Annotated in this window: 23 protein-coding genes; 12 read left to right on the top strand and 11 right to left on the bottom strand. The window is 60.8% G+C overall.

Going from position 1 to position 23,543, the window contains the following annotated elements; translation table 11 throughout:
- The first annotated feature begins 11 nt into the window (after nt 1-11).
- From IB245_RS08005 to IB245_RS07990, 4 genes are all read left to right on the top strand, one after another.
- A complete protein-coding gene (locus IB245_RS08005; RefSeq protein ID WP_192227239.1) occupies nt 12-773 on the top strand; it encodes an SDR family NAD(P)-dependent oxidoreductase in 762 nt (253 codons plus the stop codon).
- Between the two features lie 12 nt (nt 774-785).
- Nucleotides 786-1,979 carry an acetyl-CoA C-acyltransferase gene (locus IB245_RS08000; RefSeq protein WP_192227238.1) on the top strand — a complete coding sequence of 398 codons (1,194 nt, stop codon included), beginning with the start codon at nt 786-788 and terminating at the stop codon, nt 1,977-1,979.
- Nucleotides 1,980-2,118: 139 nt separating this feature from the next.
- The gene (locus tag IB245_RS07995; protein WP_008026517.1) at nt 2,119-3,246 is read left to right on the top strand and encodes an acyl-CoA dehydrogenase; all 1,128 of its coding nucleotides are present in this window, start codon (nt 2,119-2,121) and stop codon (nt 3,244-3,246) included.
- Nucleotides 3,247-3,259: 13 nt separating this feature from the next.
- Entirely contained in the window at nt 3,260-4,033 is a 774-nt protein-coding gene (locus IB245_RS07990; protein WP_192227237.1) for an enoyl-CoA hydratase, read from the top strand.
- Nucleotides 4,034-4,149: 116 nt separating this feature from the next.
- On the opposite strand, the gene IB245_RS07985 is transcribed toward IB245_RS07990, so the two are convergent.
- Together IB245_RS07985 and IB245_RS07980 are read right to left on the bottom strand one after the other, a co-directional pair.
- Nucleotides 4,150-5,301 (bottom strand): acyl-CoA dehydrogenase family protein, encoded by a 1,152-nt coding sequence (locus IB245_RS07985; RefSeq protein ID WP_008026512.1) that lies wholly within the window; start codon nt 5,299-5,301, stop codon nt 4,150-4,152.
- A gap of 3 nt (nt 5,302-5,304) precedes the next feature.
- Nucleotides 5,305-6,411 carry an enoyl-CoA hydratase/isomerase family protein gene (locus tag IB245_RS07980; RefSeq protein WP_192227236.1) on the bottom strand — a complete coding sequence of 369 codons (1,107 nt, stop codon included), beginning with the start codon at nt 6,409-6,411 and terminating at the stop codon, nt 5,305-5,307.
- Nucleotides 6,412-6,859: 448 nt separating this feature from the next.
- Between IB245_RS07980 and IB245_RS07975 the strand changes: the two genes are divergently transcribed.
- The 7 genes from IB245_RS07975 (at nt 6,860) to astA (ending at nt 12,677) form a co-directional block, all read left to right on the top strand.
- A complete protein-coding gene (locus IB245_RS07975) occupies nt 6,860-7,639 on the top strand; it encodes a transporter substrate-binding domain-containing protein (RefSeq protein WP_008026508.1) in 780 nt (259 codons plus the stop codon).
- Between the two features lie 75 nt (nt 7,640-7,714).
- Nucleotides 7,715-8,440, top strand: coding sequence for an ABC transporter permease (locus tag IB245_RS07970; protein ID WP_192227235.1), 726 nt, complete (start codon nt 7,715-7,717; stop codon nt 8,438-8,440).
- Nucleotides 8,437-9,147, top strand: coding sequence for an ABC transporter permease (locus tag IB245_RS07965; RefSeq protein ID WP_008026504.1), 711 nt, complete (start codon nt 8,437-8,439; stop codon nt 9,145-9,147). The genes IB245_RS07970 and IB245_RS07965 overlap by 4 nt, the downstream gene beginning before the upstream one ends.
- A 51-nt stretch (nt 9,148-9,198) precedes the next feature.
- Nucleotides 9,199-9,960, top strand: a complete 762-nt coding sequence (locus IB245_RS07960; protein ID WP_192227234.1) for an ABC transporter ATP-binding protein — start codon at nt 9,199-9,201, stop codon at nt 9,958-9,960.
- 12 nt (nt 9,961-9,972) lie between these two features.
- Nucleotides 9,973-10,452 carry an Lrp/AsnC family transcriptional regulator gene (locus IB245_RS07955; protein WP_008026500.1) on the top strand — a complete coding sequence of 160 codons (480 nt, stop codon included), beginning with the start codon at nt 9,973-9,975 and terminating at the stop codon, nt 10,450-10,452.
- A 255-nt stretch (nt 10,453-10,707) separates the two neighbouring features.
- On the top strand, nt 10,708-11,646 hold the full coding sequence (ctlX, locus tag IB245_RS07950) for a citrulline utilization hydrolase CtlX (RefSeq protein WP_192227233.1): 939 nt from the start codon (nt 10,708-10,710) through the stop codon (nt 11,644-11,646).
- The gene (astA, locus tag IB245_RS07945; protein WP_192227232.1) at nt 11,643-12,677 is read left to right on the top strand and encodes an arginine N-succinyltransferase; all 1,035 of its coding nucleotides are present in this window, start codon (nt 11,643-11,645) and stop codon (nt 12,675-12,677) included. Before ctlX ends, astA begins: the two co-directional genes overlap by 4 nt.
- A 51-nt stretch (nt 12,678-12,728) precedes the next feature.
- Here the strand turns inward: astA and IB245_RS07940 are convergent, their stop codons facing one another.
- The 9 genes from IB245_RS07940 to argH all read right to left on the bottom strand — a co-directional run bounded on the left by IB245_RS07940 (nt 12,729) and on the right by argH (nt 22,252).
- A complete protein-coding gene (locus IB245_RS07940; RefSeq protein ID WP_192227231.1) occupies nt 12,729-13,436 on the bottom strand; it encodes an HPP family protein in 708 nt (235 codons plus the stop codon).
- Between the two features lie 159 nt (nt 13,437-13,595).
- Nucleotides 13,596-14,774 carry an MFS transporter gene (locus tag IB245_RS07935; RefSeq protein WP_192227230.1) on the bottom strand — a complete coding sequence of 393 codons (1,179 nt, stop codon included), beginning with the start codon at nt 14,772-14,774 and terminating at the stop codon, nt 13,596-13,598.
- Nucleotides 14,775-14,924: 150 nt separating this feature from the next.
- Nucleotides 14,925-16,274 carry an MmgE/PrpD family protein gene (locus IB245_RS07930; protein WP_192227229.1) on the bottom strand — a complete coding sequence of 450 codons (1,350 nt, stop codon included), beginning with the start codon at nt 16,272-16,274 and terminating at the stop codon, nt 14,925-14,927.
- Nucleotides 16,271-17,158 carry a polysaccharide deacetylase family protein gene (locus IB245_RS07925; RefSeq protein ID WP_192227228.1) on the bottom strand — a complete coding sequence of 296 codons (888 nt, stop codon included), beginning with the start codon at nt 17,156-17,158 and terminating at the stop codon, nt 16,271-16,273. The genes IB245_RS07930 and IB245_RS07925 overlap by 4 nt, the downstream gene beginning before the upstream one ends.
- On the bottom strand, nt 17,151-17,999 hold the full coding sequence (locus IB245_RS07920; RefSeq protein WP_192227227.1) for a polysaccharide deacetylase family protein: 849 nt from the start codon (nt 17,997-17,999) through the stop codon (nt 17,151-17,153). The genes IB245_RS07925 and IB245_RS07920 overlap by 8 nt, the downstream gene beginning before the upstream one ends.
- 139 nt (nt 18,000-18,138) lie before the next feature.
- The gene (locus tag IB245_RS07915; protein WP_008026483.1) at nt 18,139-18,963 is read right to left on the bottom strand and encodes an ABC transporter substrate-binding protein; all 825 of its coding nucleotides are present in this window, start codon (nt 18,961-18,963) and stop codon (nt 18,139-18,141) included.
- Between the two features lie 38 nt (nt 18,964-19,001).
- Nucleotides 19,002-19,766: an amino acid ABC transporter ATP-binding protein gene (locus IB245_RS07910; protein ID WP_008026481.1), complete on the bottom strand. Its 765-nt coding sequence runs from the start codon at nt 19,764-19,766 to the stop codon at nt 19,002-19,004.
- A 10-nt stretch (nt 19,767-19,776) separates the two neighbouring features.
- On the bottom strand, nt 19,777-20,655 hold the full coding sequence (locus tag IB245_RS07905) for an amino acid ABC transporter permease (protein ID WP_008026479.1): 879 nt from the start codon (nt 20,653-20,655) through the stop codon (nt 19,777-19,779).
- Nucleotides 20,656-20,824: 169 nt separating this feature from the next.
- Nucleotides 20,825-22,252: an argininosuccinate lyase gene (argH, locus tag IB245_RS07900; protein WP_192227226.1), complete on the bottom strand. Its 1,428-nt coding sequence runs from the start codon at nt 22,250-22,252 to the stop codon at nt 20,825-20,827.
- A 296-nt stretch (nt 22,253-22,548) separates the two neighbouring features.
- Here argH and IB245_RS07895 point away from each other — a divergent pair, with 296 nt between their 5' ends.
- The gene (locus tag IB245_RS07895; RefSeq protein WP_192227225.1) at nt 22,549-23,517 is read left to right on the top strand and encodes a LysR family transcriptional regulator; all 969 of its coding nucleotides are present in this window, start codon (nt 22,549-22,551) and stop codon (nt 23,515-23,517) included.
- Nucleotides 23,518-23,543 lie beyond the last annotated feature (26 nt).

The following is a 23,543-nucleotide window of genomic DNA, read 5'->3' as shown; positions in this document are numbered from 1 at the left end:
AGGAAACAATGATGCAGATCGAAAACAAGGTTTTTCTCGTCACCGGCGGGGCCTCCGGGCTCGGTGCGGCCACGGCTGAAATGCTGGTCGCTGCCGGCGCCAAAGTGATGCTGGTGGACATGAACGCCGAGGCCGTCGCGGCCCAGGCTGAACGTCTCGGCGCGCAAAGCGTGGTCGCGGACATCAGCAACGAAGCGGCGGCCGAGGCAGCGGTGCAGGCCACGGTCAAAGCCTTCGGTGGCCTGAACGGTCTGGTCAACTGCGCCGGCATCGTGCGTGGCGAGAAGATCCTCGGCAAAAACGGTCCGCATGCACTGGCCAGTTTCAGCCAGGTGATCAACGTCAACCTGATCGGCAGCTTCAACATGCTGCGTCTGGCGTCGGCGGCCATCGCCGAAACCGAGCCGGATGCCGATGGCGAGCGCGGTGTGATCATCAACACCGCATCCGCCGCGGCCTATGACGGCCAGATCGGCCAGGCGGCTTATGCGGCATCGAAAGGCGCGATTGTGAGCCTGACCTTGCCGGCGGCTCGTGAACTGGCGCGCTTCGGTATCCGTGTGATGACCATCGCCCCAGGGATTTTCGAGACGCCGATGATGGCCAGCATGACCCCGGAAGTCCGCGATTCCCTTGCCGCTGGCGTGCCGTTTCCACCACGTTTGGGCAAACCGGCCGAGTACGCGCAGCTGGTCAGGCATATCATTGATAACAGCATGCTCAATGGCGAGGTGATCCGTCTCGACGGTGCCTTGCGCATGGCCGCCAAGTAAGGAGGATTTGTCATGACCCTTTCCCACGATCCAATCGTTATCGTCAGCGCCGTCCGTACCCCAATGGGCGGTTTCCAGGGCGAACTGAAAAGCCTGACTGCACCGCAATTGGGTGCCGCCGCGATTCGCGCCGCCGTCGAACGCGCCGGTGTTGCGCCGGACGCGGTTGAAGAAGTGCTGTTTGGCTGCGTGCTGCCCGCCGGCCTCGGCCAGGCCCCGGCGCGCCAGGCTGCACTGGGCGCCGGGCTGGATAAATCGACCCGCTGCACCACCCTGAACAAGATGTGCGGTTCCGGTATGGAAGCGGCCATTCTGGCTCATGACATGCTGCTCGCCGGCAGCGCCGATGTGGTGGTGGCGGGTGGCATGGAAAGCATGTCCAACGCGCCATACCTGCTGGACCGCGCCCGCAGCGGTTATCGCATGGGCCATGGCCGTGTGCTCGATTCCATGTTCCTCGACGGCCTGGAAGACGCCTACGACAAGGGTCGCCTGATGGGCACTTTCGCCGAAGATTGCGCTGAAACCAACGGCTTCAGCCGCGAAGCTCAGGATGCGTTTGCCATCGCTTCGACCACCCGCGCGCAGCAGGCGATCAAGGACGGCAGCTTCAAGGACGAGATCGTGCCGCTGACCGTGACCGTCGGCAAAGAGCAAGTCGTCATCAGCAACGACGAACAGCCGCCGAAAGCCAAACTGGACAAGATTGCCTCGCTGAAACCGGCCTTCCGCGAAGGCGGCACGGTGACGGCGGCGAACTCCAGTTCGATTTCTGACGGTGCGGCGGCGTTGGTGCTGATGCGCCGTTCCGAAGCGGACAAGCGCGGCCTGAAACCGCTGGCGGTGATCCATGGCCACGCGGCATTCGCCGACACGCCGGGCCTATTCCCGGTGGCACCGATCGGCGCGATCAAGCGGCTGATGAAGAAAACCGGCTGGTCGCTGAATGACGTGGACCTGGTGGAAGTCAACGAAGCCTTTGCCGTGGTCGGCATGGCAGCGATGACCCATCTGGAAATCCCCCACGCGAAACTCAACGTGCACGGCGGCGCTTGCGCCTTGGGCCACCCGATCGGTGCGTCCGGCGCGCGGATCCTCGTGACCCTGCTCTCGGCCCTGCGCCAGAAAGGCCTGAAACGCGGCGTTGCGGCGATCTGCATCGGCGGCGGCGAAGCCACGGCGATGGCCGTGGAATGCCTGTACTAGGCCAACCTCACCCCTGTGGGAGCCAGCCTGCTGGCGATGCGGTATGTCATAAAAGCAGACAGTGACTGACACGACGCCATCGCCAGCAGGCTGGCTCCCACAGAGTTCTGTGTCGTACCCCGGATTTTAAGGATTTGCCATGATTCCCAATGACGAACAACTGCAGATCAGCGAAGCGGCCCGGCAGTTTGCCCAGGAACGGCTGAAACCGTTCGCCGCCGAATGGGACCGTGAGCACCGTTTTCCCAAGGAAGCCATCGGCGAAATGGCTGAACTGGGCTTCTTCGGCATGCTGGTGCCCGAACAGTGGGGCGGGTGCGACACCGGTTACCTGGCCTACGCCATGGCCCTGGAAGAAATCGCCGCCGGCGACGGCGCCTGCTCGACCATCATGAGCGTGCACAACTCGGTCGGCTGCGTGCCGATCCTGAACTACGGCAACGACGACCAGAAAGAACGCTTTCTCAAACCGTTGGCCAGCGGTGCAATGCTTGGCGCTTTCGCCCTGACCGAACCGCAGGCCGGCTCCGATGCCAGCGGCCTGAAAACCCGTGCGCGTCTGGAAGGCGATCATTACGTCCTGAACGGTTGCAAACAGTTCATCACCTCCGGGCAGAACGCCGGCGTGGTGATCGTGTTTGCGGTAACGGACCCGAGCGCCGGCAAACGCGGGATCACCGCATTGATCGTGCCCACCGATTCACCGGGCTACAAAGTCGCCCGCGTCGAAGACAAACTCGGCCAGCATGCGTCCGACACCTGCCAGATTCTGTTCGAAGACGTGAAAGTGCCGGTGGCCAACCGCTTGGGCGAAGAGGGCGAAGGCTATCGAATTGCCCTGGCCAACCTCGAAGGCGGCCGCGTCGGCATCGCTTCGCAATCGGTGGGCATGGCCCGAGCCGCGTTTGAAGCGGCGCGGGATTACGCCCGTGAGCGCGAGAGTTTCGGCAAACCGATCATCGAGCATCAGGCCGTCGCGTTCCGCCTCGCGGACATGGCGACCCAGATCGCCGTCGCCCGGCAAATGGTGCATTACGCCGCCGCGCTGCGTGACAGCGGCAAACCGGCGTTGGTCGAGGCGTCCATGGCCAAACTGTTCGCCTCGGAAATGGCCGAAAAGGTCTGCTCTGCTGCATTGCAAACCCTCGGCGGTTACGGTTACCTGAACGACTTCCCGCTGGAGCGGATCTACCGCGACGTGCGGGTATGCCAGATCTACGAAGGCACCAGCGATATTCAGCGCATGGTCATTTCGCGCAGTCTTTAAGAAGGAGTCCATTGTGAGTTACGAAACGATTTTGCTGGAAATCCATGGCCGTGTCGGCCTGATCACCCTGAACCGTCCGCAGGCGCTGAACGCGTTGAACGCGCAGATCGTCAGCGAACTGAACCATGCCCTCGATGGCCTGGAAGCCGATTCGAACATCGGTTGCATCGTGCTGACCGGCTCGAAAAAAGCCTTCGCCGCCGGTGCCGACATCAAGGAAATGGCTGAGCTGACCTACCCGCAGATCTACCTCGACGATCTGTTCAGCGACAGCGATCGCGTGGCCAACCGCCGCAAGCCGATCATCGCTGCTGTGAACGGTTTTGCCCTGGGCGGTGGTTGTGAACTGGCGTTGATGTGCGACTTCATCCTGGCCGGCGATAACGCCCGGTTCGGCCAACCGGAAATCAACCTCGGCGTGTTGCCGGGCATGGGCGGCACCCAGCGCCTGACTCGCGCCGTCGGTAAGGCCAAGGCGATGGAAATGTGCCTGAGCGGGCGTTTGATCGATGCGGTTGAAGCGGAGCGTTGCGGGATCGTGGCGCGGATCGTTCCAGCGGATGAATTGCTGGAAGAAGCGCTGAAAGTCGCCGCGTTGATCGCCAAGAAGTCGCTGCCGATTGCGATGATGGTCAAGGAAAGCGTCAACCGCGCCTTCGAAGTGAGCCTGTCGGAAGGCGTGCGCTTTGAGCGTCGGGTGTTCCATGCGGCGTTTGCGACGCAGGATCAGAAGGAAGGGATGGCGGCGTTTATTGCCAAGCGTGAGGCGGAGTTCGTCGGTAAGTGATGTAGCGTTCTCACGGACGTCTTCGCGGGCAAGCCTCGCTCCTACGGGTTATGTGTTGTTCATGCGAACACCGATAACCTGTAGGAGCGAGGCTTGCCCGCGAAGCTTTTTAAGGTTCACACCAGATAATTCTTCAACTCTCGGGCAATCACCATCCGCTGAATCTCGCTCGACCCTTCATAAATCTGCGTGATCCGCGCATCCCGGTAGTAACGCTCCACCGGGTAATCCTCCAGATACCCGTACCCGCCATGGATCTGCATCGCCGACGAGCAGACCTTCTCAGCCATTTCCGAGGCAAACAGCTTGGCCTGCGAAGCCTCCGACAGACATGGCTTGCCGGCACTGCGCAACCGCGCGGCATGCAGGATCATCAACCGTGCAGCGTTGAGTTGCATGTGCATGTCGGCCAGCATATTGGCGATGCTCTGGTGCTCGATGATCGGCTTGGCGAACTGCACGCGGTCACGGGAGTAGGCCAGCGCCGCTTCGAATGCGGCACGCGCGATACCCAAGGCCTGCGCGGCGATGCCGATGCGTCCGCCTTCGAGGTTGGAGAGGGCGATGGCCAGGCCTTTACCGCGCTCACCCAACAGATTGGCTTCGGGGATGGTGCAGTTGCTCAGGGTGACTGCGCAGGTATCGGACGCGCGAATGCCCATCTTGTGTTCGGTGCGATCAACGATGAAACCGGCGGTATCGGTCGGCACCAGAAACGCCGAGATACCACGCTTGCCCAGATCCGGATCGGTCACGGCAAACACGATCGCCAGTTTCGCCCGTTTACCGTTGCTGACGAATTGCTTGGCGCCGTTGATCACCCACTGGCCGTCGCGCAGTTCGGCGCGGGTGCGCAGGTTATGCGCCTCGGAACCGGCTTGCGGCTCGGTCAGGCAGAAACAGCCGATGGCCTTGCCGCTGGCCAGATCCGGCAACCAGGTCTGTTTCTGTTCGTCGGTGCCGTAGTTCATGACCGGCCCGCAACCCACGGAATTGTGGATGCTCATCAGTGCGCCCGTGGCGCCGTCGCCGGCGGAAATCTCTTCCACCGCCAGGGCGTAGGCGACGTAATCGACATAAGTGCCGCCCCATTCCTCGGGCACCACCATGCCCAGCAGACCCAGTTCGCCCATCTTCGCCACCAGACCGTCGTCGATCCAGCCGGCCTTTTCCCAGGCTTGCGCGTGGGGCGCGATTTCGCCGCGGGCAAAGTCCCGGGCCATGTCGCGGATCATGACTTGCTCTTCGCTCAATTCGATATCGTGCATGGCTCAGCTCCCGCTCCGGTCAAACCCTGTGAAAAAACTCGCGACATGTGCGGCGTCCAGCGCCTGCAAGGTCGGCGGGTTCCAGCGCGGGGTCTTGTCTTTGTCGATCAGCAAGGCGCGCACGCCTTCGATCAGGTCGCCGCGCTCGAACCACTGACGGTCCAGGTGCAGCTCCAGGGCAAAACAGTCTTCCAGACTCAGGTGCCGACCGCGCCGCAGCATTTCCAGGGTCACGCCCATGGCCAGCGGTGAACGGCTTTGCAGCAGGTCGGCGGTGGTGGTCGCCCATTCATGGCTGTCGGCAACCGTGACGTCGCGCAGTTGTTCAACAATACCCGGCACATCGGGCAGGGCGAAGAAGTGATCGATAGCCGGGCGCAGCGCTTCCAATGGCGCGTCCGGCAGTTGCTGCACGGCGAGTCGGGCCAGCAGGCCTTGCAGGTCCTTGAGCGGCGTGTCGTGCCATTCCAGATGATCGAGTTTTTCGTCCAGCGTGGCCAGTTTGCTGCTGTCCAGATACCAGTCGGCCAGGCCGCAATAGAGCGCATCCGCCGCACGGATCTGCACGCCGCTGACGCCCAGGTAGATCCCCAGTTCACCGGGGATGCGCGGCAGGAAGTAGCTGCCACCGACGTCCGGGAAATAACCGATCGCCACTTCCGGCATCGCCAGGCGGCTTTTCTCGGTGACCACACGTAAATCGGCGCCTTGCACCAGGCCCATGCCGCCACCCAGGACGAAGCCGTCCATCAGGGCGAGAACCGGTTTGCGGTAATGGTGAATCGCGAGGTCGAGGGCGTATTCCTCGACGAAGAAGTCTTCGTGCAGGGTGTCGCCGTTTTTGAAGCTGTCATACAGCGAGCGGATGTCGCCGCCGGCACAAAAGGCTTTTTCGCCGGCACCGCGCAAGACCACCGCGTGAATGTTCGAATCCTGCGCCCAGGCGTCAAGCTGACGCTGCAGATTGCGCACCATGTCGAGGGTAATGGCGTTGAGGCCGGCGGGGCGGTTGAGGGTCAGGTGACCGATATGGTTGCGAACCTCGGCCAGCACGTCGTTTTGCGTGGCATCCATGGACGAAGTCCACTTCGATGAAACCTGAGCAGTCATCACTAACTCCCTGCTTTTATTGTTCTTTATAGAGAAGCTCGCGCGCGAGCGATGCTGGATCGTAACAGTGCAAATTTGCCTAGTACAACCCGGATATGTGCAGGTCTCGTGTGCATTTTTGTAATAGCGCTGAAGGATTTCCCTCTCAAGACCACCGCGGGCCGCGCTCACGACCGAATCGGCTGTGAAAACAGCCTTATCAGCGCAATCGGGGCGTCTGGAGCGGCCCTTACGACACCTGCAACAGGTTATCTGTTGGCATTCTGGCCGTGGTTTTGAAGCCGTCTGTGCCGAGGGTTTCAGGCTGGAGGCCGCAACGTGCGGCCCCTCGAACAAAACAATAAGAACGCTGTTGCGGCTCGCGCCGCACCGACTCTCTGTTCCTGCCCAAAAAGGCGGTCCGGTTCGCCAGGCCGCGATAACTCCAAACAAATCGGGACTCAAGAAGATGAATATCAAATGGCTGACTTTGCCGACACTCGCGCTGCTGTGCTGCACCACCGGCGCCCATGCCAAGGAATGGAAAGAGCTGCGATTCGGCGTCAACCCAAGCTACCCGCCTTTTGAGTCAACCACCGCCGATGGCGGCGTGCAGGGCTTTGGCGTGGACCTGGGCAACGCGATCTGTGCCGAGCTGAAACTGACCTGCGTGTGGGTCAGCAATGATTTCGACGGGCTGATTCCAGCCCTCAAGGCCGGCAAGTTCGACGCCATCGAATCGTCGATGACCGTGACCGAGCCGCGCAAAAAGCAGATCGACTTCACCGACCGTCTGTACGCCGGGCCGACCGCCATCGTCACCCGCAAGGACTCCGGGCTGCTGCCCACCGCCGAGTCGCTGCGGGGCAAGACCATCGGTTACATGCAGGGCACGATTCAGGAAACCTACGCCAAGGCCAAACTGGGGCCGGGCGGCGTGAAACTGCGCGCTTATCAGAATCAGGATCAGGTGTACGCCGACCTGGTTTATGGCCGTCTCGATGCGTCGATCCAGGACAAGCTGCAAGCGCAGATGAGCTTCCTCACATCGCCACAAGGGGCTGACTTCCAGAACAGCGAAGGCATCAGCGACCCGTTGGTGCCGTCGGAAATCGCCATCGGCGTGCGCAAGGACAACGAAGAACTCAAAGGCATGCTCAATGCCGCCATCAAGGCCCTGCACGACAAGGGCATCTACGCACAGATCCAGCAGAAGCATTTCGGCGATCTGGACCTCTACAACAACTGATCCTCGCGCCCCAAGACACTGTGCCGTGAACCGGCGCAGTGTTCCTTCGTGGGCGCCTCAAGACAGGTGACTGGCGTGAATTCCTTCCTGAATCTGATCGGGCTCGATGTTTCGGCCCTGCAAGGCTATGGCCCATTGTTGCTGCACGGCACCTGGGTCACGCTGAAACTGTCGGCGCTCTCGCTGCTGGTGAGCATGGCGCTGGGGTTGCTCGGCGCGGCGGCAAAGCTGTCGCCGCTGAAGCTGTTGAACCTGCCGGCAACCTTCTACACCACCTTGATTCGCGGTGTGCCGGACCTGGTGCTGATGCTGCTGATTTTCTACAGCCTGCAAGGCTGGCTGAGCAGCCTGACCGAAGCGATGGGCTGGCCGTACATGGAAATCGACCCGTTCGTGGCCGGGATTATCACCCTCGGGTTTATCTATGGCGCGTATTTCACCGAGACCTTTCGCGGAGCGATCCTCAGCGTGCCGCGTGGACAGCAGGAAGCCGCGGCGTGTTTCGGTTTGAACCGCTGGCAGCGGTTTCGCTTCGTGGTGTTTCCGCAAATGATGCGTTTCGCCTTGCCGAGCCTGGGCAACAACTGGCTGGTGTTGCTCAAGGCCACGGCGCTGGTGTCGATCATCGGCTTGTCGGACCTGGTCAAGGTCGCGCAAGAGGCCGGTAAAAGCACCTTCAACATGCTCGATTTCCTGCTGATGGCGGGGGCGCTTTATCTGCTGATCACCAGCGCGTCGAACTACGCCTTGCGAGTGTTGGAGCGGCGTTACAACCAGGGCGTACGGGGGATGGTGCGATGATCGAGTTGATTGCCGAATACTGGAAACCCTTTCTGTTCAGCGACGGCGAGACCCTCACAGGCCTGGCGATGACCCTGTGGTTGCTGGTGGCGAGCATCGCGATGGGCTTTGTCCTGTCGTTGCCGTTGGCGATCCTGCGCACCTCGCGCTGGGGCTTGCTGCGCTGGCCGGTTCAGCTGTTTACCTACGTGTTTCGCGGTACGCCGCTGTATATCCAGCTGCTGATTTGCTACAGCGGGATCTACGGCATCGCGGTGGTGCGCTCGCAGCCGCTGCTCGAAGCGTTCTTTCGCGACGCGATGAATTGCACGCTGCTTGCGTTCACCCTCAACACTTGCGCCTATACCGTGGAAATTTTCGCCGGGGCGATCCGCAGCATTCCCTACGGTGAGATCGAGGCCGCCCACGCTTATGGTTTGAGCGGCTGGCGTCTGTACCTGCGACTGATCCTGCCCTCGGCGCTGCGCCGGGCGCTGCCGTATTACAGCAACGAAGTGATTCTGATGCTGCACGCGACTTCGGTGGCCTTCACCGCAACCATTCCGGACATTCTCAAAGTCGCCCGCGACGCCAACGCCGCGACCTTCATGACCTTTCAGGCGTTCGGCATTGCCGGCCTGCTGTACCTCGCGTTGTCGTTTGGCCTGGTTGGCGCATTTCGTCTCGCGGAAAAGCGCTGGCTGAGCTTTCTCGGGCCGACTCATTAATCCAATTATCCAGAGCAGCGCCGAATCGGGTGCTGCTGCAGGGGTGTCTGCATGTACAAACTCACGGTTGAAAATCTGTATAAACGTTTTGGTGACAATGAAGTGCTCAAGGGCGTCTCGTTGAATGCGCGGGCAGGGGACGTGGTGAGCATGATCGGCGCCAGCGGTTCAGGCAAAAGCACCATGCTGCGCTGCATCAATTTTCTGGAGCGGGCGGACGAGGGCGCCATCGAACTCGACGGCGAACGGGTCATCACTCGCCCGGGCGCGGGTGGCATGCGCGTCGCCCATCCGGCACAGTTGCAGCGCTTGCGCACGCGCCTGGCGATGGTGTTCCAGCATTTCAATTTGTGGAGTCACCTGACCGTCCTGGAAAACATCGTGCTGGCGCCGTGCCGGGTGCTGGGCATCAGCCGCAAGGCGGCTGAGGAAAGTGCACGGGTTTATCTGGACAAGGTCGGCTTGCCGCAGCGAGTCGCCGATCAATACCCGGCGTTTCTCTCCGGCGGCCAGCAACAACGGGTGGCGATTGCCCGGGCGCTGGCGGTGGAGCCGGAAATTCTGCTGTTCGACGAGCCGACCTCGGCCCTTGATCCGGAGTTGGTCGGCGAAGTGCTCAAGGTGATTCAGGCACTGGCGGAAGAAGGCCGGACCATGTTGATGGTGACCCACGAAATGGGCTTTGCCCGGCAGGTGTCGAGCCAGGTGTTGTTCTTGCATCAGGGGCGGGTCGAGGAGCAGGGTGATGCGACGATCCTCGACCGGCCAAACAGTGAACGTTTGCAGCAATTCCTATCGGGTCGTTTGAAGTGAGGCAAGACGTACATGGCGGACATCCGCGATCTGTCGATCGTGCTTGATCGTATCGATCAGGCAATCATTGAAGTGCTGCGCCATGAAGGGCGCATCACTTACCAAAAGCTTTCGGAGCGCGTGCACCTGACCCCCAGGCCATGCCTGGAACGGGTGCGCAAGCTTGAACAGCTGGGGGTCATTCGCGGTTACGGGGCGATCCTCGATGAGAAAAAACTGACACCGGGGCTGTCTTTGCTAGTGTTGGTTGCGCTGTCGAACCAGAGCGGGCGGGCGGCGCAAAAAGCCTTCGAAGCCAAGGTCCGTGCTTGCCCGCAGGTGCTGGAATGTCGCTTGATCAGCGGCGCGTTCGACTACAGCCTGCGCATGCGTTGCCGCGACATGGAACATTATCGGGTGCTGACTGAAGTCTGGTTCGACGACCCGGAGCTGCACATCGACAAACTGGTCAGCCACCCGGAACTGGCGATGGTCAAGACCACGATGGAGTAATAAACACTGCTGTCCCCTGTGGGAGCGAGACCGGCTTGCCGGCGATAGCGGTGTGTCATCCGACATTGATGTCGACTGGTACGCCGCAATCGCGAGCAGGCTCGCTCCCACATTTGGTTTTTGGTGTTTGCCGAATCGGCTGGACGAGCCGAAATCTTCAGCCGTTTCCATCACCTTAAAAACCCTTATCAACCGGGTTTTCCCGCTCCCGAAACAGACAATGAGCCTCTCTCAACCCTCATTGAATCTGTGCCCATGCAAACCACCAATACCGTTTTGATGATTCGCCCGACACGTTTCTCTTTCAATCAGGACACGGCGGCGAACAACCGTTTTCAGCGCCCGGCAGCCGTGTCCGAAGACGTTCAGCTCAAGGCCCTGCAAGAGTTCGATGGCTACGTTGCCGCACTGCGCGGGCAAGGCGTCGAAGTCCTTGTGCACAACGACCTTGAAGCCCCGCACACACCAGACTCGATTTTTCCCAACAACTGGTGGAGCAGCCATCCCGACGGCACGTTGGTGCTGTACCCGATGCAAGGCCACAATCGGCGCCTAGAGCGGGATAAAGGTGTGCTCGACTGGCTGCGCGACGAGTACCGGGTTGAGCAGTTGCTGGACCTTTCCAGCCTTGAACAACAGGAAATCTTCCTTGAAGGCACCGGCAGTATGGTGCTGGATCGTCAGCAGCGGATTTGCTACGCCGGCTACTCCACCCGCACCCACGCCCGGGCGCTGGATCAGGTGGTCAACCATCTGGGTTACGAGCTATGCGCGTTTACGGCGGAAGACCGTCAGGGCGTCGCGATTTACCACACTAACGTGATGATGAGCGTCGGTACGCGTCTGGCCATTGCCTGCCTGGCATCGGTCACGAACCCTAGCGAACGCCTGGCCCTGCGCTCGCGGCTGGAAGACAGCGGCAAGCAAGTCATCGCGCTGAACTGGAGCCAGTTGGAATCCTTTGCCGGCAACATGCTGGAAGTTCAAAGCAGTGCGGGCGACCCCGTGCTGGTGATGTCACGTACGGCCTGGCAAGCGTTGGACACCAGTCAGCGTCGGTTGATCGAGGCCCACACCACGCCGCTGCCGGTGAACATCGACACCATCGAACGCATTGGCGGCGGCAGCGCTCGCTGCATGTTGGCCGAAGTATTCCTGCCCAAACACCTGACTGCCAAGGAGCAAGTGCGATGATCGTCCGTCCCGCCACACCGGCTGACCTGCCGGCACTCCTGGCCCTGGCTCATAGCGCCGGGACCGGTTTGACCACCTTGCCTGCCGATGCGCCGCGTTTGCGCCAGCGTCTGGAATGGGCCGCGAAAACCTTTGCCGGCGACGCCGAGCGTGCCGATGCCGACTACTTGTTTGTGCTGGAAAACGACCAGCAAGAAGCGATCGGTATTTGTGCGCTGGCCGGTGCCGTCGGCCTGCGCGAGCCCTGGTACAACTATCGAATGGGCTTGTTTGTCGCGGCGTCGAAAAACCTCGGGATCAATCAACAACTGCCGACGCTGTTCCTGGGTAACGACATGACCGGGCAATCGGAGTTGTGCTCATTGTTCCTGCACGCCGATCATCGCAGCGGGCTGAACGGGCGCTTGTTGTCGAAGGCGCGGTTCCTGTTTCTCGCAGAGTTCCGTCAGCACTTCGGCGACAAGGTCATTGCAGAGATGCGCGGCTACTCGGACGAAGCAGGCATTTCACCGTTCTGGGAAGGGCTGGGGCGGCACTTTTTCAAGATGGACTTTGCCGATGCCGATTATCTTACCGGCCTGGGCAACAAGACCTTCATCGCGGAACTGATGCCCAAGTTTCCGCTGCCGACCTGCCTGTTGCCGGAAGCAGCGCGTTCGGTGATTGGCCGCGTCCATCCCAACACCGAGCCGGCGCTGGGCATGCTGCAGGCGGAAGGATTCGAACACCGCGACTACATCGACATTTTCGACGGCGGGCCGCTGATTGAATGCGCCACCGCCGACATCCGCGCGGTGCGTGACAGTCAGGTGCTGCAATTGAGCCTTGGCACCCCCGGAGAACAGGCGGCGACTTACCTGATTCACAACCGCCAGTTTGCCGAGTGCCGAATAACCGCAGCACCGGCGCGGGTGGCGGCGGGTACGTTGATTGTCGATGCCCAGACCGCAAAAACGCTGGGGTTGAGTGCCGGTGCATCGGTGCGGGCAGTGAGTCTGGCAGTACCGGCCAAGCAATTATCTGCGGCTTGACTCGAACCTTCAGGAGCGAGACTGCTCGCTCCTGAAGGGTTCTGTAGGGTGTCAGGTTCTGCGGCTAAGGACTTCAGTGATACTGCGCCGTTTGGCATGCAACTCACTGGCTTGAATCAACTGCTCAAGGTCTTCGGGTGTGACGTCAAAGAAAGCTTCCATGTCCGCCAGCGCCCGTTTCAGATCCTGGGCAGTGATCGCCTGGCTGTCGATGGGCGGGTGATCGGCTGGCACCATCGGCACCGGTTCACTGGCGCGTCTTGGGTAACGAATGCGCGTCAGGTTGTTGTACGCGAGCGCGCTGAGCAACATCGTCGAGGCGCCGAGCATTACCGGGCCGAGGGCTTTCCAGTCCAGCGCGATGGTCGCCGGGTCTGCCAATACCAGCAGCAACGCCAAGGCACCGGCCGGCGGATGCAGGCAACGCAGCCAGCACATCAGAATCAGTGACATGCCTGCGGCCAGGCAAGCACTGCCAAGGGTTCGTCCGAGCACGTGGGCGACCAACAATGCGACCACCCCAGCGCTCAAGTAGCCGCCGAGAATCGACCAGGGTTGCGCCAACGCGCCGGAGGACACCGCGAACAACAGCACTGCCGAGGCGCCCAGCGGACCGATCAGGTGCTGCGCCACTTCGATGCCGAAAGCCTGTGAGCACAGCCAGACGCTGAACATCGTACCGAGGGCCATGCCGATGGCGGCACGGCTCCATTCAGAAGGTCGAGTATTGATGGCGGCGGGGAACCAGCGAGCAAACATGAGGTGAACGGTCCGTTGCAAAAGTCGAGGCAAAAAAAAGGCTTAGCTGGGATACCCAGAAAGCCCTTGAAGTCGTTCCAACTATTGGGGGAGGAACGAGGCACAGTGTGCCGCTCATTCCAGACGGAGACAAATTCATATTAATGCAGTTTCAGTGCATTAATTTTGCTGTAAAGCCACCCGGCGTCCGCTCATGAAACACAGGAAACCGCCCATGGCGGTCAGCGCGCTCAGGGCATAAAACATCGTCGGCGCCGGGGTGTGCATCAACAGGAAACCGCAAATCACCGGGCTCAGGGCACCGCCCAGGGCCGCCAGGTTTTGTGCGCCGTAGTAACTGCCGCGCAGCTCTTCCGGGGCCAGGGTGTCGACGAACAGGAATTCGGCGGGGTAAATGATCATTTCGCCGAGGGTGAAGATGAACATCGCGATGCACCACGACACCAGGCTATCCGCCAGGCTAAAGCCGATCAGGCCGAGGATGAACAGGCTGGTGCCGCCGGCAATCCAGTAGCGCAGTTGTTCACGCTTGAGGAAACGGCCGATCTGGTATTGCAGCAAGATCACGCTGATGGCGTTGCAGGCGAGCAGGGCGGCCATGGTTTCCAGGGCGCGTTTGGAGTCCTGGGTCACCAGCAGGTATTGCGACAGGTACAGGGTGAAGCGCCCATGGACCACGGTGCTGAGCAGGCAGCCGCAAGTGAACATAATCAGCGTGCGGTCGTTTTTCAGGGTGATCAGGGTTTTCAGAAAGCTTTGCGGCTGGCCGATCACGGGTGTCTGGCTCGAATCTTTCGGGATCCCGCTCATCAGGAAGATGCTGAAAAACGCAATGCCGCCGGCAATCAGGAACGGCGCAATCGGGTAGACACCGGCGATGACCACGCCGAGCATCGGCCCCGTGGCGTAACCGATGTTGGTCAGGGTGTAGCGCAGGGAAAAGGCCTTGGCGCGCTGACCCATGGGCAGGTTTTCGCTGAGGATCGCCTTCGAGCCAATCAGGAACAGCGCCGAAGCGGTTTCGGTGATCACCAGGGTCAGGGTGGTCAAGTAGAGGTTTTCGGCGAAGGTCAGCAGCACGAAACCAATGGCGCTGGAGAGCATGGCGAGGATCAGCAGCCGGCGTTTTTCGAGGCGGTCGATGATGTAGCCGCCGTAGAGCGCGAGCAGGGTGGCGATGAACACCGCGATGCCCAGCAGCAAGCCAACGTCCTGTTGGTTGAGGCCCAGTTTGTTGCTCAGGAACAACGTGAGCAACGGGCTGGTGATGGCGCGGCTGACGACGATGGTCAGCGATACGATCATCAACCGGCGGATAACAAGCGAGTAAGTGGCCACGGTGGGGCAAATGTCCTTATTCAGATTTCAGGGTGTTCGACGATGTACCGTGTCGCGCCATTCGCGGGCAAGCCTCGCTCCTACACGGTTGCGCTGCCCCTGTAGGAGCGAGGCTTGCCCGCGAAGAGGCCCGCACAGGCAACGCAAAATTCAACTCAACCACCGATCCAGCGCAGCAACCGATTCCAATGCTTCCAACCGCCACAACTGCCCGACCAATTCCGCTGCCTGCAACCTCGGCATCACCCGCACCGCCAGACTGAAAAACTTCCGTTCCAACGCGTCATCACTCAACGGATTACCCGGCGCACCCAGTGGCGGGTCGACGCACAGGCTCGCCTGCCGACCATCCACCGTCCGCACGCTCACCACGGGCTCGCCATCCTCTGACAGTTGCGGGTCCACTACAAGACGAATGCGCGACATCCACAGCGCAATCTGCGGAACACGCCGTTGCTCGTCGTCGTACGCCTCCAGCCGGCAATGCCCATGAACCAGGCGTGCGGCGAGGGCGTACGGCAAGCTCATCTGCGCCGCTGCGAGGCTGCTCACTTCCTGAGCGCCGCACATGTCCTGCAGAAACCCGCACAGCGAAACCTCAAGGTCTTCAACCTGATCGACATCCACCTGCAGTTGATCCAGCAACAACCCCAACGCGTCGATGGCCGAATGCGTGCCACGGCACGAGGCGTACGGCTTGATCGAACAGCGGGCGAGCTTCCACACGACGCCCAGGTCGGCATCCAGTGCTTCTGGTTGTGAAGACGCCCCGGCCAGGGTTTTCAGGAAACCGCCCCAGACATCATCGAACAGCTTCGACGGCCCGGTGATGCCTTGCTGCGCAAACCGTGCCGCCAACAATCCACCTTCGGCGGCGCGCCCGCTGTGCAGTTTTTTACTCTGCGAACCGTCGTGGATGAAGGCCCACAAGCCGCCGCTGAAACTGCCGGCAATGCCCAGTGCCGAGAGCATTTGTCCGGCGTTCAAATCCAGGATGCGTGCACTTGCCGCCGCCGCGCCAAACACGCCGCAGGTGGCGGTGGAATGCCAGCCGGCGCCGTTGTGCGCCGAATAACCGCCACAGGCTTCGAGCACGCGGCGGCCGACTTCGTAACCGATGACCACCGCCGTGATGAACTCGCGACCACTGACAGGCCGCGTGGACATCGAAACAGCGGCCATCACCGCCGGCAGCACCACCGCGCCGGAATGGTCACAGCCACCGGTGTCGTCCAATTCCAGCGCATGCGCGGCGACGCCATTGAGCATCGCAGCCTGAGCGGAGCCGACCCGCAGGTCCGCGCCCCAGACCAGCGTGCCGCCGGTTTCACCCGAGAACACCAGGCGCGCCTGTTTCGCCACATCGCTGTCAGCCCCGGCCAGCGTCGCGCCAAAGGTGTCGAGAATGTGCCGTTTGGCTTGTGCAACCAGTACCGGGGGCAAGTCTTCAAATCGTGTGTCGACGCAAAACTGCGCCAGTCGTTGCAAACGCTCGGTCATAGGAGGTAGTCCCGATAATGCCGTTCGTACACCGACGCCGGGTGATCCTCGGTCACAGGCGCCGCGGAATCGGCCCACCACTGAGCGACTTCGGCTCCGGTGGCGATCCACACGTCGTTGTGTTGCTGAATGCCCTGCAGCAATTCGCGCAACACGCCGATCCGTCCCGGCGTGGCAATGATTTCCGGGTGCAAACGCAGCACGTAACACAGCCCGAAGCGGTGAAACCCTGCAAAGTCCATTTGCAGGTTGCCCAGGGTGTGGCTGTAAGAGGCGATCCGTGATTGCGCCGGCGGCACCGCCGGGCTCAGGTTGAACGCGAAGTAGGGTTCGTCTTCCAGTTCGTAGTGCAAGGGCAGTTCAATCACCTGCGGCGCCGTGGGATGTGCGAACGGCAAATCATCGCCACGCCACGAGGATGACCAACGAATGCCTTGATCCCTCAGCGCCTCGATGAACCCCGGCGCGCCATTGCCGGCGGGGATGCGAAACCCCGTCGGGCGCTGGCCGGTCAATGCTTGCAGAGCCTCGCAGCCGGCGGCAATTTCGGCGCTCTGCTGCACCAGATCGAGGGTGTCGTAGTTTTGATGGCGATACCCGGCGCAGGCAATTTCATGCCCACCGGCCTGGATCGCCTGAAGGTGTTCGGGGTTTTCTTCGGCGACGATGCCGGGGACAAACCAGCTGCTGCGAACCCCCAGTTCCTTGAACAAACCCAGCAGACGCTCGACGCCGCGCTGGCTGCCGTAACGCCATACAGACAGTGTCTTGTCGCGCCCGGCAACTTCCGGCGCCTGGGTGAGAATCCCGTGAATGTCGTTGTAATCGACGGTCAGCACCACCGCGCAGCGATAGCCGTCGGGCCAGACGATGGAATCAACCATGGTGATGCTCCTTCAGCCACCACTGGGCGACGTCGCGGCAAGTGGCAAACCACACGTCGTCGCGCTGACGCATGTGTTCGAACAGTTTTTCCAGCAACAGGATGCGTCCCGGTTTGCCGGTGATCTTGGGGTGGAACAGGGTGGTCAGGCACAACCCCTCATTCATGGCGCCGTCGTACTCGCGGCACCAGTTGTCCAGAGTCAGCTCGTAGCTGGCCGTGCGGTCCAGTCCCGAAGGAAAGTCCGGCGCGCGGGTGTAGGCGAGGGAGGCGTAGTCGTCCATTTCCCAGCGACCGGGGATTTCCACCAGTGGCGTGTCGAACCCCGGCACGTTCACCAGGTACGGCCGGTCGTCGCCGCGCATGCTGCTGGAGTAGGTCACGCCGGCTTCCACCAGCATCGCCGGGGTCTCGGCGCGCCAGTCGCCGGACGGCGTGCGGAAACCTTCGGCGCGGATGTTCAGGTGTTTCCAGAACACCTCGCGGGATTTCTTCATCACGTCCTTTTGCTGGTCCAGCGTCAGGGCGTAAAAGGATTCGTGTTTGTAGCCGTGATACGCCACTTCATGCCCGCGCTCGACAATCGCCTGGCACTGTTTCGGCCAGTTCTCCACGACCCAGGCCGGAACGAAAAACGTGGTCGGGATGCGGAATTCGTCGAGCAGGTCGAGAATCCGTGGCAGCGCCCGGTAAGGGCCGTAACCACCAAAACCGAAGTACTCGGGCTTGTGCCAGATCGAGCCGTTGAGCATCGCATCGCCGGTGGGGCCGTCGAGGTCGAAGGCCAGGGCAAGGCAGGCCTTGTGCTGGTCGGGCCAGGTGGGTTGGGGTGAGGAGGACATCAGTAGCGCTCCGCTCATCTATAGGTAAACACAACCCCTGTAGGAGCGAAGCTTGCTCGCGAATGCGGTGTGTCAGTCAGTAGAGATGTTGAATGACATACCGCATTCGCGAGCAAGCTTCGCTCCTACAGGGCAAGCATTACTTGCCGGCGTTGATGGTTGCCGTCTTGATTGCGCCCAGCTCCAGGTCCCATTTTTTCAGGATGGTCTGATAGCTGCCGTCATCGATCATGCTCTGCAACGCAACCTTCACCGCTTCGCTCAGCTCAGGCTTTTTGTTGCTCAGGCCCATGCCGGAGAACTGCACGGAAATCGGCTGGCCGACCGTTTTGTACATGTCCTTTTCCTGAGTCTTCAGGTACGACAAGGTCTCGCTGCCTTGCATCGCGGCATCGATACGGCTCTGACGCAGTTGCGCACGGGCATCCGCCGAGCCTTCGGTGCCGATCACCACGATGGCCGGTTTGCCGGCGGCTTCGCAGTTGGCCTTGCTGTATTCAGCGATTTCCGCCGGGAACGTGGTCCGGCGGCTGGTGCCGACTTTCTTGCCGCACAGGTCGGTGATTTCGTTGAAGTCCTTGTTCTTCTGCAGGGTGTAGAACTGCGGACCGCTGGTGAAGTAGTCGACGAAGGTCACGCTGGCCTGACGCTCTTTGGTGTCGGTCATGCCCGACAGCACCATGTCGACGCGGTCGGTGGTCAGGGCGTTGATCATTTGCTCGAAGCCGGTTTCCTGCCATTTGATCTTCACGCCCAGACGTTCGGCCAGGGCGTTGCCCAGATCAACGTCCACACCGGTGAGGGTATTGGTGGCCGGGTCCTTGAAATCCATCGGCGGGTAGTTCGGCATGATCGCGACGACGATCTCGCCTTTTTCCTTGATGCTGGCCGGCAATTCGGCGGCGAAGCTGACGCTGGATGCCATCAGGCCTGCGAGTACTGCTGGGATTACGATGTTCTTCATGGTCGTTCTCTTATGTGTGTTGTTACGCCAGCCGGCGCTTAGGTTCGAACGGCAGAAATGAAGCTTTGGGTGCGCGGGTTTTGCGGACTTATTAGTATTTCTTCGGGGCTTCCTGCCTCCACGATCTGCCCGCCGTCCATGAACACCATGCGGTTGGATACTTCGCGAGCGAAGCCCAGTTCATGGGTGACGACGATCATGGTCATGCCGGATTGCGCGAGATCGCGCATCACCGACAGCACCTCACCGACCAGTTCCGGGTCGAGTGCCGAAGTGGGTTCATCGAACAGCATCAGCTTGGGCCGCATGGCCAATGCGCGAGCAATGGCGACACGTTGTTGCTGACCACCCGAAAGCTCGATCGGGTAGCTGTTGCGCTTGTCGGCCAGGCCGACGCGGGCGAGCAGTTCCAAGGCTTCTTCGTGCGCCTCCTTGGGCGAACGCTTGAGCACCTGGCACGGCCCTTCGATGATGTTTTGCAGCACAGTCATGTGCGGAAACAGGTTGAAACGCTGGAACACCATGCCGGTGGCCAGGCGTTGACGGGCGATCTGCGACTCGTTGAGTTCGTGCAGTTTGTTGCCGACGATGCGGTAACCCACCAGCTCGCCATCGACCCACAGGCCGCCCTTGTCGATCTTTTCCAGCTGGTTGACGCAACGCAGCAAGGTGCTTTTGCCGGAGCCGGACGGGCCGATGATGCACAGCACTTCGCCTTGCTCGACTTCGATGTTGATGTCCTTGAGGGCGTGGAAATGGTCGTAATACTTGTTCAGGCTCACGGCCTTGACGATGCTTCTCATGTTCGACTCCTCAAGAACGCTTGCCGGCGCCGCGAGCGAAACGACGCTCCAGACGGCTTTGACCAAAGGACAGCACGGTGACCGTGGCCAGGTACCAGATACCCGCGACGATCAGCAGCTCCATCACCCGGGCGTTGGCGTAGTAGATGTTCTGAGCGTTGTAGAGCAGCTCCGAGTACTGGATGACGCTCGCCAGCGAGGTCATTTTCACCATACCGATAAACTCGTTGCCGACCGGTGGAATGATGATCCGCATGGCCTGCGGCAGGATGATCCGGCGCAGCGCTTGCAGGCGTGGCATGCCGATCGACTTGGCGGCTTCGTACTGCCCGGTGTCCACCGACAGCAGACCGGCGCGCACCACTTCAGCGGTGTAGGCGCCCTGGTTGATGCTCAAGCCGAGGAGGGCGGCCACGAACGGCGTCATCAGGCTCACGGTGTCCATTTCGAACACGCCAGGGATGCCGATGGTGGGGAAGATCAGCGCCAGGTTGAACCACAACAGCAGTTGAAGGATCAGCGGCGTGCCGCGGAACAGCCAGGTGTAGGTCACTGCCACGTAGCGCAGGATCGGGTTGGCCGACATGCGCATGATCGCCGTGATCACCCCGAACACAATGCCCAGCCCCATCGCCAGCACGGCCATGACGATGGTATTGAGCAAGCCCCACATGATCGCCTGGGACGTGAGGAACTGGCCGATGTACGACCACTCGATCTTGCCTTCGGCGAAGGCCCGCACCAGGCCGATGATCGCGATGACGATGACCGTGGCGAAAAAGATCCGCCCGTAGTAACGCCGTGGCACGTGATCGTACTGGGTGATATCGAACTGGTTTTCCGCCAGTTTGCGCTCCGCCTGGAGTCGTTCTGCCTGAGTCTGGCTCATGTTGTTTCTCCGAACACTGGTATTACAGGTCAAACACAATTCCCTGTAGGAGCGAAGCTTGCTCGCGAAAGCGGTGTGTCATTCACCACTGATGCTGACTGACATGGCCTCTTCGCGGGCAAGTCGGATCGCCGCACCGCTCGCTCCTACAAGGGATCTGCGTTGTCTATCAGAGGCGGAAGCCCTGATAGTTCTCGGTCCATTCGTGTTGCGCGGCGAGGGCGGTCTTCAACCGGCCGATCTGCTCGCGCACCTGCTGCGGCGCCGTACCACCCCAACCGCTACGGGCGGCGATGGCGGCTTCCAGCGTCAGGCTGTCGCGTACTTCCGGGGTCAGGCGCGAATCGATCTCGGCCAACAGCGCTGGCGAGGCTTCCCACAACTCGATGTCGTGTTTCTCACAGGCCTGAACCAGCGCGCCGGTGATTTCATGGGCTTCCTTGAACGGCACGCCGCGCACTGCCAGCCAGTCGGCCACTTCGGTCGCGAGGGTGAACCCGAGCGGTGCCTGACGGCGCAGCTCTTCAACGTTGACCTTCATGGTCGCGACCATCCCGGCCATGGCGGGCAGCACCAGCAGCAAGGTGTCGACGCTGTCGAGCACGCCGTTCTTGTCTTCGCTCAAGTCGCGGTTATACGACAGCGGCAGGGATTTCAGGGTGGAGAGCAGGCCGGTGAGGTTGCCGATCAGGCGACCCGCCTTGCCCCGGGCCAGCTCGGCAATGTCCGGGTTTTTCTTCTGCGGCATGATCGAGCTGCCGGTGGCGTAGGCATCGTCCAGTGCAACCCAGCGAAATTGCCGCGAGGACCACAGGCAGAATTCTTCCGCCAGGCGCGAAATGTTGATCCCGAGCATGCTGGCGATAAACAGGAACTCGGCGACGTGATCGCGGCTGGCCACGGCGTCGATGGAGTTTTCGCAGACGCCGCTGTAACCCATTTCCTTGGCCGACTGTTGCGGCAGGCGCGCGATGGCGGAGCCGGCCATGGCGGCGGCGCCGAGTGGCGACAGCGAGGTGCGGATGTCCCAGTCCACCAGCCGTTGCACGTCACGTAGCATCGATTGGGCATGAGCGAGCAAGTGGTGAGCAAAGACGATCGGTTGCGCCTGTTGCAGGTGAGTGAAACCGGGGCAGATGCTTTCGATGTGCTGTTCGGCCTGATCGACCAGCGCTTGCTGCAAGGCCAGCACTTCGACGGCCAGGGTGCGGACGTGATCACGCAGGAACAGACGCAGGTCGTTGGCGGTCTGGTCGTTGCGCGAACGGCCGGCGCGCAGCTTGCCGCCCAATGGGCCGAGGCGCTCGGTCAGCAGGCGTTCGATGAAGGTGTGGACGTCTTCGTCATCCAGCGTTGGCGCGATGCTGCCGGCTTTGAAGTCAGCGCCGATACCTTCCAGCGCGGCCAGCATGGTGTGGGTTTCCTGCTCGCTCAACAGCCCGGCGCGCTGCAGTTCTCGGGCATGGGCCTTGGAACCGGCGAGGTCATACGGGGTCAGGCGAAAGTAGCGCTCGGGGCAACGGGACAGGGCCGCCAGGGCTTCGGATGGGCCGCTTTTGAAGCGGGCACCCCAGAGACGGTCGGTGGTTTGAGACATTGTTGTTTTCCTCGTCGGTAAAGCGAACTGAAATTGATGCGCAGAGCCGGGAAGACCCGCCGGAAATAATTCGGGCGTGGTTCGGCCTAAGCAGTTTTCAAGAGGGCAGTTGCAGCGTTGCGAGAGCTGATCGAAGTGTCAGCTTTTAGTAGTTCGAAATCAGTGAGTTGGCACTGAAGTACGGGGATTATTAGCGGTTGCCAAGCCTGGTTTTCTGTGTTCATTATTATTGGCCAGCTATGTTTTTGTTGTTGGGCACAGGTTGTTGAATAGCGCGCCAGAGGTAAATAAGCATTATGGAAACCCCACTTTCCAATTCCGGAAACCCGGCGCCAAAAACGGCGCATCGGGCGCCACTGGCCCTCAGCGGGCTGGATTTCAAACTGCTCAAAGTGTTCAAGGCCGTGGTCGAGGCCGGTGGTTTCAGTGCGGCGCAGAACGAGCTGAATGTGGGGCTGGCGGCCATCAGCAAACAGATCTCCGACCTTGAAATTCGTATCGGTATGCGCTTGTGCACCCGAGGTCGCGAGGGCTTTCATCTGACCGAAGAAGGCCGGCTGGTGTATCAGGCGTCGATTGATTTATTTGCCTCGGTCGACAACTTTCGCGACCGGCTTAGTTCGGCGCAGAACGAACTTATTGGCGACTTGGGCGTGGGCGTTATTGATAACACTATTTCCGATCTTAATTCGCCGTTAGTTGCAGCGCTTAGAAGGATAAATGAAGAGTCGCCGAAAGTAAGGTTTCAACTTCAGGCGTCACAACTGGATGAGATTGAAAGAGGGGTCGTAGAGGGGCGCCTGGTGGCCGGTATCGTGCCGGTTTATCAGAAACGCGAAGAGTTCGACTATTACACGCTGTATGAAGAACGCTCGCAGGTTTACTGCGCGATCGGCCACCCGTTGTTCTCGGTGCCGGACGCAGAAATCGGCAGCAACGTACTCAAGGATTACGAGTGCATCAACCACCGCTACGCGATCCATCGCGACAAACTGAATTTTGCCCGGTACGACAGTTTTTCCGCCTCGGCGACCCAGGTGGAAGCCGTGGCGCTGCTGATCAAGACCGGGCGTTTCGTGGGTTTTCTACCGCAGCATTACGCCGCGTCAATGGTCGCCCAAGGGCAGTTTCGCGCGGTGCGGCCGGACCTCATTCACATCAGCACGCCGTTCAATCTGATCCTGCGTCACAACACCGTGCGCAGTCCGTTGGTGAAGGCGTTTGCCCAAGCGTTGGGCGTTGATTTGAAGGTGCCTGTTTGTTAATCAAACTTTACTGACACCATCAAACT

This window comes from Pseudomonas sp. PDM02 (assembly GCF_014852285.1).
GTDB classification, from domain to species: domain Bacteria; phylum Pseudomonadota; class Gammaproteobacteria; order Pseudomonadales; family Pseudomonadaceae; genus Aquipseudomonas; species Aquipseudomonas migulae.
The sequence above is the reverse complement of the archived record's forward strand: the minus strand, read 5'-3'. Positions and strand labels throughout refer to the sequence as shown.